Annotated in this window: 13 protein-coding genes; all 13 read left to right on the plus strand. The window is 27.9% G+C overall.

Annotated elements, in window-relative coordinates; genetic code table 11:
* Positions 1 to 43 precede the first annotated feature (43 nt).
* Entirely contained in the window at positions 44 to 1,012 is a 969-nt protein-coding gene (mraY, locus tag JFY71_RS09470; protein ID WP_243660544.1) for a phospho-N-acetylmuramoyl-pentapeptide-transferase, read from the plus strand.
* A gap of 9 nt (positions 1,013 to 1,021) precedes the next feature.
* Complete coding sequence (gene murD / locus JFY71_RS09475; protein WP_243660545.1) at positions 1,022 to 2,362, plus strand: UDP-N-acetylmuramoyl-L-alanine--D-glutamate ligase; 1,341 nt, start codon at positions 1,022 to 1,024, stop codon at positions 2,360 to 2,362.
* Positions 2,363 to 2,364: 2 nt separating this feature from the next.
* Entirely contained in the window at positions 2,365 to 3,474 is a 1,110-nt protein-coding gene (gene ftsW / locus JFY71_RS09480) for a putative lipid II flippase FtsW (RefSeq protein WP_243660546.1), read from the plus strand.
* A gap of 1 nt (position 3,475) precedes the next feature.
* Entirely contained in the window at positions 3,476 to 4,573 is a 1,098-nt protein-coding gene (murG, locus tag JFY71_RS09485; RefSeq protein WP_243660547.1) for an undecaprenyldiphospho-muramoylpentapeptide beta-N-acetylglucosaminyltransferase, read from the plus strand.
* On the plus strand, positions 4,574 to 5,326 hold the full coding sequence (locus JFY71_RS09490) for a cell division protein FtsQ/DivIB (protein WP_243660548.1): 753 nt from the start codon (positions 4,574 to 4,576) through the stop codon (positions 5,324 to 5,326).
* Between the two features lie 345 nt (positions 5,327 to 5,671).
* The gene (gene ftsZ, locus JFY71_RS09495) at positions 5,672 to 6,769 is read left to right on the plus strand and encodes a cell division protein FtsZ (protein WP_243660549.1); all 1,098 of its coding nucleotides are present in this window, start codon (positions 5,672 to 5,674) and stop codon (positions 6,767 to 6,769) included.
* A gap of 3 nt (positions 6,770 to 6,772) precedes the next feature.
* Positions 6,773 to 7,219 carry a transcriptional regulator NrdR gene (gene nrdR / locus JFY71_RS09500; RefSeq protein ID WP_243660550.1) on the plus strand — a complete coding sequence of 149 codons (447 nt, stop codon included), beginning with the start codon at positions 6,773 to 6,775 and terminating at the stop codon, positions 7,217 to 7,219.
* Between the two features lie 90 nt (positions 7,220 to 7,309).
* A complete protein-coding gene (locus JFY71_RS09505; protein WP_243660551.1) occupies positions 7,310 to 8,623 on the plus strand; it encodes a replication-associated recombination protein A in 1,314 nt (437 codons plus the stop codon).
* Between the two features lies 1 nt (position 8,624).
* Entirely contained in the window at positions 8,625 to 10,010 is a 1,386-nt protein-coding gene (asnS, locus tag JFY71_RS09510; RefSeq protein ID WP_243660552.1) for an asparagine--tRNA ligase, read from the plus strand.
* 162 nt (positions 10,011 to 10,172) lie between these two features.
* Positions 10,173 to 10,694 (plus strand): translation initiation factor IF-3, encoded by a 522-nt coding sequence (gene infC, locus JFY71_RS09515; protein WP_243660553.1) that lies wholly within the window; start codon positions 10,173 to 10,175, stop codon positions 10,692 to 10,694.
* A gap of 14 nt (positions 10,695 to 10,708) precedes the next feature.
* Complete coding sequence (gene rpmI / locus JFY71_RS09520) at positions 10,709 to 10,900, plus strand: 50S ribosomal protein L35 (RefSeq protein ID WP_243660554.1); 192 nt, start codon at positions 10,709 to 10,711, stop codon at positions 10,898 to 10,900.
* A 23-nt stretch (positions 10,901 to 10,923) separates the two neighbouring features.
* On the plus strand, positions 10,924 to 11,274 hold the full coding sequence (gene rplT / locus JFY71_RS09525) for a 50S ribosomal protein L20 (protein ID WP_243660555.1): 351 nt from the start codon (positions 10,924 to 10,926) through the stop codon (positions 11,272 to 11,274).
* Positions 11,275 to 11,358: 84 nt separating this feature from the next.
* Positions 11,359 to 12,702, plus strand: a complete 1,344-nt coding sequence (locus tag JFY71_RS09530) for a TrkH family potassium uptake protein (RefSeq protein ID WP_243660556.1) — start codon at positions 11,359 to 11,361, stop codon at positions 12,700 to 12,702.
* Position 12,703 lies beyond the last annotated feature (1 nt).

The following is a 12,703-nucleotide window of genomic DNA, read 5'->3' on the forward strand; positions in this document are numbered from 1 at the left end:
TCAATTATTTGTTATAATAAATATTTGAGTAAAGGAGAGATTTATGGAAAATATTAAAAGTGATTTACTATTGCCTTTAGGAGTTAGTATTATAATTTCCTTAATTTTAGGTAAAATAGTAATTAAAATTTTAAAAAAAGCACATATAGGACAGAGTATTAGAGAAGATGGACCTAAGGCACATTATTCTAAGGCTGGTACACCAACTATGGGTGGAATTATTTTTGTTTTTTCAACTCTAATTACTTTAGCGATTTTTAAAGGATATAGTTTTGAAAATATATTAATAGTCTTAGGAATGTTAGGTTTTGGATTAGTAGGATTTGTAGATGATTTTTTCAAATTAGTAATGAAAAGATCCTTAGGACTTACTGAAATGCAAAAAATAATATTTCAAATAATAATAAGTTTTGCATTGATTTTTTTAGCATCACAAGTTTCAATTAAACCTATAGGAACTTTTATAATACCGTTTATTAACATTGAGTTAAACTTAGGGGTTTTTGCTTATCCTATACTTGCGTTTATTATGATAGGAACTGTAAATGCTACAAATATAACAGATGGTTTAGATGGCCTAGCTACTAGTGTAACTATTCCGGTTTTTATTGCTTTAACGATAATAGCAATTAATTTTAACTCTAATATAAGTTTATTTAGTATTATTTTCACAGGAGCTTTAATAGGATTTTTAGTATATAATTCCAACCCTGCATCTGTTTTTATGGGAGATACTGGTTCAATGGCAATTGGCGGAGCATTGGTAATGGCATGTATAATATTTAATATGTCCTTGTATCTTATAATACTTGGTGGAGTTTATGTAATGGAAACAATGTCGGTAATAATACAGGTAATTAGTTATAAGACAAGAAATAAAAAAAGAGTTTTTTTAATGTCACCAATTCACCATCATTTTGAATTAAAAGGATATAAGGAACAAAAAATTGTTACATCATTTACTATTTTAAGCACAATATTATCAGTAATAACTTTACTGTTATTCTTATAGGAGCAGAAAATGAATTATTTTGTATTAGGACTTGGTATTACAGGAATTTCAACTATAAAAACTCTATCTTCAATAGGATATACTGTATATGCCTTTGATGAAAATTTAAAAGATTTTAGTGCAGTAGAAGATTCATTAAAAGAATATAATTACAATCTTATTAAAAATCTAAATGAAATAAATTATGATATTATAGATACTGTTGTAAAAAGTCCGGGAATTAAATTAGAAAATGAAATATTAATGAATTTTAAAAATTTAAATAAGGAAATAATAAGTGATTTAGAATTAGCCTATAGATTATTTCCAGATAAAAATTTAATCTCTATTACTGGAACTAATGGAAAGACTACAACGACAATGTTATTAACCCATATAATTAATACTTCTGGTAGAAAAGCTATGGCAATTGGTAATATTGGTGTTGGAATGTTGTGGGAGATTTACAATAATAAAAATATTGACTACTTTGTTATAGAAGCATCAAGTTTTCAATTGGCATCAATTAATAGCTTCAGGACTAAAGTAGCAGGTATTATTAACATAAGTGAAGATCATATTGACTGGCATGGAGATTATAACAAGTATATAGAAGATAAAAGTAATATATTTAAATTTCAAAGGGACGATGATTATTTAGTTGTTAATTGTGATGATGAAATAATAAAAAAAATTATAAGAAAAACTAAATCAAAAGTAATTTGTACTTCTCAGATAAAAGAATTAAAAAATGGAATATATGAAAAAAACGAAGAAATTATTTATAACAATAACGGTTCTGAAGAATATGTTCTTAATACAAAAGATTTAAAAATTGTAGGTAAGCATAATGTTCAAAATACTTTAATAGCCGTTGGAATGGCTATTTGTTTAGAAATAGATATAAATACAATAAGAGAAGCTTGTATTACTTTTAATCCTGTAGAACATAGAATAGAATTTGTAAGAGAAATTAATGGAATAAAGTTCTACAATGATTCAAAAGGAACAAATATTGATGCAACTTTAAAGGCCTTAAACTCCTTTAATAGTCCTATTATTTTAATAGCAGGAGGATACGATAAGAAAGTTTCCTTTGATGAGTTGTTTAAAACAGGGGATTATGATTTAAAATCATTAATAGTCTTTGGAGAAACCAAATACAAGATTAAAAATAGTGCTGAGAAATTCGGTTATAGTAATATATTTGTTGTTGAAAATATGGAAAAAGCAGTTGAGCTTATAGAAGAAATTGCTGAAAATGGTGATGTTGCATTGCTTTCTCCAGCTTGTGCTAGTTGGGGTATGTATAAATCTTATATAGAAAGAGGAAAAGATTTTAAGCGATTAGTTTATAAATTAGGGGAATAACTGTGAGAAGAAAACAAGGTAGCATAGATTATAAAATATTAATAACAACAATAATACTTATTATTATAGGTTCTGTAATGGTGTTTAGTGCGAGTTGGCCATATGCAACTAGAATACAAAACGATCCATATCATTTTGTAAAAAAACAAATAATCTTTTTAATAATAGGTTTTGTTGCAATGTATATTACGTCTAAAATTGACTATAAGATATATAAACAATATGCAGTTATACTATATATTCTTACAATCTGTCTTTCGATTATAGTTTTATTTACAGGAGATGTAGAAACATATTCTGCTAAAAGATGGATTACTATAAAAAGTATAACAATTATGCCTTCTGACTTTCTAAAATTAGGTACAATATTTGCCATTTCTAGGTATATTTCAAGTAATTATAAAAAGATAAATACAATAGCATATGGATTTGTTCCCATGATTTTATTTGCAGCTATATCGGGTTTTTTAGTATATAAACAACCGGATTTATCTACAACGTTGGTAATCTTAGCCTTAATAGTATCTATGTTCATAATAGCAGGTATAGATATGAAATATTTTACACTGGCAGTTTTGGGAATAGGGGCTGTTGGAATAATTGGAATAATAGGTTCAAAAAGCATATATAGTAGAAGTTCTAGAATTGAGGCTTGGTTAGATCCCTTAAAGGATTTTTCAAACACTGGATGGCAATTAGCTCAGTCGCTATTTGCAATAAGCTATGGTGGATTTTTTGGAGTAGGAATAGGAAAGAGTAGACATAAATTTAGTTACTTATCAGAAGCTCATAATGACTTTATTTTTGCTATAATATGTGAAGAGCTTGGATTTATTGGAGCTATGATTATAATTTTACTCTATATCTATTTAATCTATTTAGGGATGAAATTGGCATTTTCATTAAAAGATGTATTTGCCAAGTTTTTAGTTATAGGTATAATGCTACTATTAGGAATCCAATCTTTTACAAATATTGCAGTAGCATTGGGTTTAATACCTCCTACAGGTTTAACATTACCGTTTATTAGCTATGGAGGTAGCTCTTTAATAGTTTATATGACTATGATAGGAATTGTGTTAAATGTTTCAAGGACTGTAAATAGGAGGTAAAATGAGAGCAATAGTAACTGGAGGAGGAACTGGAGGACATATATATCCTGCGGTTTCAATTATTGAGGAGTTAAAAAATAGAGATAAAAATATTGAGATATTATATGTTGGTAAAATTAATAGTATGGAATCAGAAATTATACCAAAACTTGGAATAGAATTTAAAGGTATTAGAGTAGAGGGACTACCTAGAAAATTCAATAAAAAATCTTTTAGATCTTTTAAAGAACTTATATTTGGATTAAAACAATCAAAAAAAATCATAAAGAATTTTAAACCTGATATTGTTATAGGCACAGGAGGATTTGTAACGGGACCAGTACTCTTAAATGCTTCATTGATGAAGTATAAGACGTATTTTCATGAGCAAAATAGTTATCCAGGTGTAACAAATAAAATTTTATCTAGATTTGTAAATAAGTATTTTGTAACATTTGAAGAAAGTATAAAATATTTTAAAAATCCTCAAAATGCAATTGTAACAGGAAATCCTATTAGAAATAGATTTAAAAATATTGAAGAATTGAAAGATAAAACATATGAAGAATATGGATTGAAAAAAGATTTAAAAACCATTTTTTCTTTTGGTGGATCAAATGGGTCGGCTGTATTAAATAAAACAATAAAAAAACTTATAGTAAGTAAAGAAAAGAATGATGAATTTCAAATTGTTCATGTAACTGGAAAAAATAATTATGAAGATTTCATACTAGGCATTGATGAAGATAAATTATCAAAAAATAAAATATTTCCCTATTTAAAAGATATTCAAAAAGCGTATAGTATAGCGGATTTGGTAATAACCAGTTCCGGAGCTATAACCTTGGCTGAACTTTCATTTTTAGGACTACCTAGTATACTGGTACCAAAATCGTATACAACAGAGAATCATCAGGTATACAATGCAAGAGAATTTGAAAAAGTTGGAGCTAGTAAAGTAATACTTGAAAATGAGTTAAATGAAAATACTCTGTATGATTCTATTATGGAGATTGTGTCAAATAACGAAACAATTAAAAGGATGAAAGAAGCTGCAAAAACTTTAGCAACACCGAAGGCTGTAAAAAATATTATTGATGAAATATATAAGGATATGTAAATGAAACAGGTAAAGAAAAGAAATTATAAAAAAAACAAGAGAAAAGACAAGAAAAAAAATAGTGGTTTTTTTACAGTTTTATTAATAACTTTTGTAGGAATAATATTAATCTCATCTTTTTTTGCATTTACCCATGACTTTTTTAATATTAAAACAATAAATATTACAGGTATTAAATATCTTCAAGAAGATGATGTAATAAAAAAATCTAATATAATAGGAGAGAATATTTTTTTAACTAGCAAAAAAAGTATAGAAAAAAATTTAATTAAAGAAAATTTACTTGATTTTAAAATTGAAAAAAAATATCCAAATACGGTAAATATAGAGATAGTTGAAAATACAATAATCGCATGTATAAAAAATGATGATAATTATTCCTATATAGATGGATTAGGGAAAATAAGCAATAAAACAATTGAAAACATAAAAAATATTCCAGAAATTAATGGTGTAGATGCTAATTTACTAAAAAATAATGATGCCAGTATATTTGACGATAAAAACATTAAAATTATATTTAAAAACATAAATGAATCAAATATAAATATTGAAAAATATGATTTATCCGATATAAATGATATAGTGTTGTATGGGGACGATTCAATAAAGTATATAATCGGCAATACTAACAAATTGGAAGAAAAAATGAAACTATTAAAAGACTTAGTTGAACAAATTAGTACTGATGATATAAATGCCTATATTATAAATGTTAGTAATATAGATAAACCCTTGGTTAAAACACAATAAATCAGCAAAGAATTAAAAAGATTACTTTGTACTAAGCAAACAAGATAATTATAAAAACTGATAGATAAACTTTTTTAAAATATAAAAACCTTTTTCAAAAATTTTGAAATAGGTAAGATAAAAATAACTTTTTTAAGAAACATACTTACAATATAGATAAAAGACACATAAATACACCAAAACAATTTAAATAATATTATATTTAGACCATAAGTACAATGAATTTACAAGATGCTAAAAATGGCTAAAATAGAGAAAATTCAAATAAAAATATTGTTATTATGATAGAATTAAATATAATGATGAATTTATTTTTAATAAAATACAAAATCGGGAGGAATATAAATGAGCTTTGAGATGGAAGTAAACAATAATGAAGATTTAGCTAGAATAAAAGTAGTAGGTGTTGGTGGCGGTGGTAACAATGCTATTATGAGAATGCATGAAAGTGGCTTATCAGGTGTTGAATTTATTGCTGTTAACACAGATAAACAAATCCTTACTGCAAGTCAAATAGAAAATAAATTACAAATAGGAGCTAAATTAACAAAGGGTTTAGGAGCAGGAGCAAATCCTACTGTTGGACAAAAAGCTGCAGAAGAAAGTAGAAACGATATAGTAGAAATGCTACAAGGAGCAGATATGGTCTTCATAACTGCAGGAATGGGTGGTGGTACAGGAACCGGTGCTGCACCAATAGTTGCTGAAATAGCAAAGGAATTAGGAATATTAACAGTTGGAGTTGTTACAAAACCTTTTGCTTTTGAAGGAAGAAAAAGACAATTACAAGCAGAACAAGGTATTGAAGCATTAAAGGATAAGGTTGATACTTTAGTTATTATTCCAAATGATAGACTTTTACAAATAGCAGAAAAAAGAACTACTATGGCTGAAGCATTTTCTATGGCAGATGAAGTTTTAATGAATGGAATTAAAGGTATATCAGACTTAATAGCTGTACCTAATTTAATTAACCTAGACTTTGCAGACGTTAAGGCAATAATGTATGATCAAGGAATTGCTCACATGGGTATAGGAATAGCAACAGGTGAAAATAGAGCAGTTGAAGCTGCTAGATCTGCTGTTAAAAGTCCATTGTTAGAAACATCTATTGATGGAGCAAAAGCGGTACTTATTAATATAACTGGTGCTGATTTAGGACTATTTGAAATTAATGAAGCTTCAGAATTAATAAGAGAAGCAGTTGATGCAGATGCAAATATTATTTTTGGTGCTGGAATTGATGAAAGCCTAAAAGATGATATTAAAATTACTGTAATTGCTACTGGTTTTGATGAAAAACTAGGTAAAAATATTATTTCAGGCAATACTGAAAACAATAAGAAAAAAGATGAAAGATCAGAAGGGGATAAAGGTTCTGAAAAAGATAATCAAACAGATGAATTAGAAATTCCTTCCTTTTTGAAAAAAAGAGGTTTTTAATTAATGAGATGTCCTTTTTGTGATTCAACAAATACTAAAGTTGTAGATTCTAGACAAGTGGAATCTGAAACATCAATAAGAAGGAGAAGAGAGTGTTTATCATGTAATAAAAGATTTACAACCTATGAAAAATATGAAAATAATTCTCTTATAGTTATTAAAAAAAATCAAGAAAGAGAAGCTTTTGATAGAAATAAAATTTTAAATGGTATGGTTCGTTCTTGTTATAAAAGAAAAGTTCCTATGGAGGACTTAGAAAAAGCAACTAAAGAAATTGAACTGGAAATAAACCACTTAAATTTAAAAGAAGTTCCTTCTTCCTTAATTGGCGAAATTATCATGGAAAAACTCAAAAAAATTGATAAAGTTGCCTATGTAAGGTTCGCCTCTGTTTATAAAGAATTTCAAGATGTGAATTCATTTTATGATGAAATAGAAAAAGTAAAATAATTTTAATAAAAAAAAGACAGTCTTGTCTTTTTTTTATTTTTATATTTATATAAGATATGGTAAAATGCTAATAAAAGTTTGGAGATAGAAATGGATTTATTTGAATATAGTAGAAAAAAATCGATTAATAAAAATGCACCTTTAGCCGATAGAATTAGACCAAAAAAATTAGAGGATTTTTATGGTCAAAAACATATTATCTACAAGAATAGTCCTCTAGATAGATTAATAAAAAGTGATAGAATAGGTTCGTTGATTATTTATGGGCCACCAGGTGTAGGTAAAACAACCTTGGCAATGATTATTTCAAATACAACTAACAGAATATTTGAAAAATTATCTGCAGTAACTTCAGGTGTTAAAGATATAAAGGAAGTTGTAAAAAATGCAGAGAGTAATTTAAGTTTTTATAACAAAGGTACAATATTATTCATTGATGAAATTCATAGATTTAACAAATCTCAGCAGGATGCATTATTACCACATGTTGAAAATGGTTTAATTACATTAATTGGGGCAACTACAGAAAATCCATATTTTGAGGTTAATAAAGCCTTGTTGTCAAGATGTAAGATAATTGAATTAAAAAATATTTCAGATGATGATATTGTTAAAGCGTTAAAGAGAGCTTTAATTTTGGAAAATGGATTAAAAAAATATAATGTTAAAATTGCTGAAGAAACATTATATTTTATTTCTAAATTATCACATGGTGATGTTAGAGCTGCTTTAAATGGTTTAGAAGTGGCTGTACTATCTACAGAGCCAATAGAAGGGGTTATTTTAATAGATAAAAAAATCGTTGAGGAATCTTTTTTAAATACAACAAACTTATACGATAAAGATTCAGATTATCATTACAATACGATTTCTGCATTTATTAAATCTATGAGAGGGTCGGACCCTGATGCAGCTATACTTTATTTAGCTAAAATGATAAAATCAGGAGAGGACCCTAAGTTCATTGCCCGAAGAATGGTTATATTTGCATCGGAAGACATAGGTAACGCAGACCCTAATGCACTTCAAGTAGCAAATAATGTTTTTAGGGCAGTTGAAATAATTGGTTTACCGGAAGCGCAATTAAATCTAGCCCAGGGTGTTTTGTACTTAGCAACTGCACCTAAAAGTAATAGATCTTATTTAGCGATAAAAAAGGCAATGGATGATATAGATGGTAATACTAATTTAGAAATACCTAATTATTTAAAAGATGCACATTATAAAGGAGCAGAAAAATTCGGAATAGGCAAAGGGTATAAATATCCTCACGATTATGAAAATGCATATGTGGAACAAAGGTATTTTCCAAATAATTTTAATGAAAAAAAATATTATATTCCAAGTGATATAGGGTACGAAGCAAATATTAAAGAATATATGAAAAAGTTAAAGGAGAAATAAATTGATATTATTAAAGGACTTAGAAAAAAACTATGAAAAATATATTGACAAAGATATAGAAGTAGCTGGTTGGATTAAGAATTCAAGATTTCAGAAAAAACTTGGTTTTATTGAGTTACATGATGGAACACAATTTAAACCTATTCAAATTGTTGTAGATTCAAATCTGGCAAATTTTGAAGAAGTTAGTAAATTACATTTAAGTAGTGCTATTATTGTAAATGGAAAATTAGTTAGTACTCCAAATGCAAAACAAAAATATGAAATTCAAGCTAAGGAAATAGTAGTAGAAGGTAAGTCATCTGATGATTATCCTTTACAGAAAAAAAGACATACTTTTGAATTTTTAAGAACTTTGTTACATTTAAGATCAAGAACCAATACTTTTAACGCCGTATTTAAAGTAAGATCAGAATTAAGTTATGCAATACACAAATTTTTCAACGAGAGGGGTTTTGTATATGTGCATACACCTATTATTACAGCTTCCGATGCAGAAGGTGCGGGAGAAATGTTTGAAGTATCTACCTTAGACTTAAATAATTTACCTAAAGATAAAGATGGTAATGTGGATTTTTCTGAAGATTTTTTTGGTAAAAAGACTAATTTGACAGTTAGTGGACAATTGCAGGTAGAATCATATGCTATGTCTCACAGAAATGTATATACATTTGGTCCTACTTTTAGAGCAGAAAACTCAAACACACCTAGACATGCTGCAGAATTTTGGATGATTGAACCTGAAATAGCTTTTGCAGAATTAGAAGATGTATGTAATTTAGCAGAGGATATGGTTAGATATATTATTAAATATGTGTTGGAAAAATGTCCGCAAGAAATGGAGTTTTTCAATAAATTTATAGATAAGGGATTAATAGAAAGACTAGAGAAGGTTTCAAATAGTGACTTTAAGAAAATGACATATACAGAAGCCATAGAAGTGTTAGAAAAAGCAGATGTAAAATTTGATTATCCTGTAAAATGGGGAATAGATTTACAAACGGAACATGAAAGATATTTAAGTGAGAAAATTGCAAATGGTCCGGTTTTTATAACAGATTACCCAAAAGAAATAAAAGCTTTTTATATGAAATTAAATGAAGACGGAAAAACTGTTGCTGCTACAGACTTATTAGTTCCAGGTATTGGTGAATTAATTGGTGGTAGTGAGAGAGAATACAGATATGATGTATTATTGGATAAGATTAAGGATGCGGGCTTAAATCCGGAAGATTATAGCTGGTATTTAGATTTAAGAAAATATGGAACTGCTAAACATGGTGGTTATGGATTGGGATTTGAAAGAATGATAATGTATTTAACCGGAATGACAAATATAAGAGATGTCATACCGTTTCCAAGAACTGTAGGTCATTGTGAGTATTAGTTGACATATAAATTATTTAATAGTATAATATGCAATGTTGAATAAGTAGAGTTATCCGCTCTCACCTTATCATTACATGAATAAGGTATTAATTGAATTACGGTTTATTTTTGTAATTTTGGCGGGTATTTCTACCTGCCATTTTTTATTTATAACACGGAGGTGTGTATTATTAAGGAATTACAAATTAATGATGAGATTAGAGCAAAAGAGGTTAGATTAATAGATGCTAAAGGTGAACAGAAAGGAATTGTTCCTATTGCCAAAGCATTAGAATTAGCTAGGGAGAGTAATCTTGATCTAGTAAATGTAGCTCCAACTGCTAATCCACCTGTTTGTAAGATTATCGATTATGGTAAGTATAAATACGAGACTATAAAAAAAGAAAAAGAATCTAGAAAAAAACAAAAAACTATCAATGTTAAAGAAGTGAGACTTTCCCCAAATATTGATACTCATGATTTAAATGTAAAAGCTAAAAGAGCAAATAAATTTTTACAAAATGGGGATAAGGTAAAAGTTTCTGTTAGATTTAGAGGTAGAGAATTAGGACATACTGCAATAGGTAGAGATGTTCTTAATAAATTTGCTGAATTAACTGAAGAAAATGGTGTAATTGAGAAAAGACCTGCTATGGAAGGTAGAAGTATGATTATGATATTAAACTCAATTACAGATAAATAATTAGGAGGAATATTATGCCAAAGATGAAAACACATAGAGCTTCTGCTAAGAGATTTAAAAGAACTGGAACTGGTAAACTAAGAAGATTCAAAGCTTACAAAAGTCACTTAACATCTAAAAAATCTCCAAAGAGAATTAGAAATTTAAGAAAAGGTACTTTAGTAAGCAGTGGAGATCAAAAAAGAATCAATCATATGATTCCATAGTTATAGATTAGGAGGAAAATTAAATGGCAAGAATTAAACGTGGTGTTACAGCACACGCTAAACATAAAAAAGTATTAAAAGCAGCAAAAGGTTATTATGGTTCAAAATCTACATTATATAAAACAGCAAATGAAGCTGTTATTAAGTCGATGACTTACTCCTATATAGGTAGAAAGAGAAGAAAAAGAGATTTTAGACAATTATGGATTGCTAGAATAAATGCAGCATCTAGACAAAATGGTCTAAGCTATAGTAAGTTTATGCACGGCTTAAAAAAAGCTAATATAAATATGAATAGAAAAATGTTATCTGAAATGGCTATTAACGATCCAAGTGCATTTGCACAATTAGTAGAAATAGCTAAAAACGCTTAAATCCCATAACATGGGGTTTTTTTGTTTACCCAAATAATTAAAATAAATAGTATATATAATTTAAATATATAAGAAGTGGTAAAAATGAAAACTATAAGAAAAAAAAGAATAATCGATAATCCATCATTATATTTGGTTTTAGGCTTCTTTTCTGTAATTATAATAGGAAGTTTTTTATTAATGCTTCCTATATCTTCTGCAGATGGTACTGTAGGAAATTACATAGATTGCCTTTTCGTTTCAACTTCAAATGTATGTGTTACTGGATTAACTCCAGTAGTAACAGCTACTCATTGGAGTACGTTTGGACATGTTGTAATTATTATTTTAATACAAATTGGTGGACTAGGAATAATGACAATGTCAACATTAATGGCATTAATCTTAGGTAAGAGAATTACCTTGTCTTCAAGATTAGTAATAAAAGAACAATTAAGTGCAGACAATATGAAGGGACTTGTAAAGTTAATAAAATATGTACTAGCATCAACTTTCATTATTGAATTAGTAGGTGCCGCTTTACTATCTATTTCATTTATACCTGAATATGGATTAGGAAAGGGAATTTGGTATAGTATATTTCACTCAATTTCATCCTTTTGTAATGCAGGATTTGATATTTTAGGAGATTCAAGTTTAACAAATTATAATTCAAATGCTTTGGTAATGCTAACAATAGCTGTATTAATAATTTTAGGTGGACTTGGGTTCAATGTTTACACAAATATAACAGCATATAAATTTAATTTTAAGAAGTATTCATTACATGCTAAAATCGTGTTAATTGGAACAGCTTTTCTAATAGTGTCTGTAGCTATATTCATATTTATAGCAGAATATAATAATCCGGGAACATTAAAGGGACTTAGTGCAAAGGATAAGACAATAGCATCTTTCTTTCAATCGGTTACATTAAGAACTGCAGGATACTACTCAATAGACCAGGCTGCTTTACATGATAGTAGTGCTATAATAAGTATTCTTGCTATGTTTATTGGAGGAGCACCGGCTAGTACGGCAGGTGGTTTAAAAATTACAACTTTAGCATTATTAATAATTACAGTAATAAATGAAGTAAAGGGAAACGAAAACATTGTAGTATTTAATAAAAGTATAAGGTTTGAACAAGTTTTTAAAGCTATTACAGTATTTATTATTTTTACTTTTTGGGTGTTATTTGTTTCCATAGTAATAATTATTATAGAACCATTTCCTCCACTAGATGTTTTTTATGAAGTTGTATCAGCTACAGCTACAGTAGGAATTAGTAGAGGAATTACCCCTGACTTAGCGAATGTGTCAAAATTATTGATTATTCTGACCATGTATTTAGGTAGGGTAGGAATGTTGACGTTATTATTTGCTTTTTCAAAAGATAAGAAAAAGAAACAATATAAAGAAGCTTACGGAAATATTATTTTAGGATAGG

This window comes from Miniphocaeibacter halophilus, assembly GCF_016458825.1.
Lineage (GTDB): Bacteria > Bacillota > Clostridia > Tissierellales > Peptoniphilaceae > Miniphocaeibacter > Miniphocaeibacter halophilus.

What these genes read in the sequence shown, in the direction of transcription:
- mraY (WP_243660544.1), top strand. Translation starts at nt 44, where the DNA reads ATGGAAAATATTAAAAGTGATTTACTATTGCCTTTAGGAGTTAGTATT.
- murD (WP_243660545.1), top strand. Translation starts at nt 1,022, where the DNA reads ATGAATTATTTTGTATTAGGACTTGGTATTACAGGAATTTCAACTATA.
- murG (WP_243660547.1), top strand. Translation starts at nt 3,476, where the DNA reads ATGAGAGCAATAGTAACTGGAGGAGGAACTGGAGGACATATATATCCT.
- JFY71_RS09490 (WP_243660548.1), top strand. Translation starts at nt 4,574, where the DNA reads ATGAAACAGGTAAAGAAAAGAAATTATAAAAAAAACAAGAGAAAAGAC.
- ftsZ (WP_243660549.1), top strand. Translation starts at nt 5,672, where the DNA reads ATGAGCTTTGAGATGGAAGTAAACAATAATGAAGATTTAGCTAGAATA.
- nrdR (WP_243660550.1), top strand. Translation starts at nt 6,773, where the DNA reads ATGAGATGTCCTTTTTGTGATTCAACAAATACTAAAGTTGTAGATTCT.
- JFY71_RS09505 (WP_243660551.1), top strand. Translation starts at nt 7,310, where the DNA reads ATGGATTTATTTGAATATAGTAGAAAAAAATCGATTAATAAAAATGCA.
- rpmI (WP_243660554.1), top strand. Translation starts at nt 10,709, where the DNA reads ATGCCAAAGATGAAAACACATAGAGCTTCTGCTAAGAGATTTAAAAGA.
- rplT (WP_243660555.1), top strand. Translation starts at nt 10,924, where the DNA reads ATGGCAAGAATTAAACGTGGTGTTACAGCACACGCTAAACATAAAAAA.
- JFY71_RS09530 (WP_243660556.1), top strand. Translation starts at nt 11,359, where the DNA reads ATGAAAACTATAAGAAAAAAAAGAATAATCGATAATCCATCATTATAT.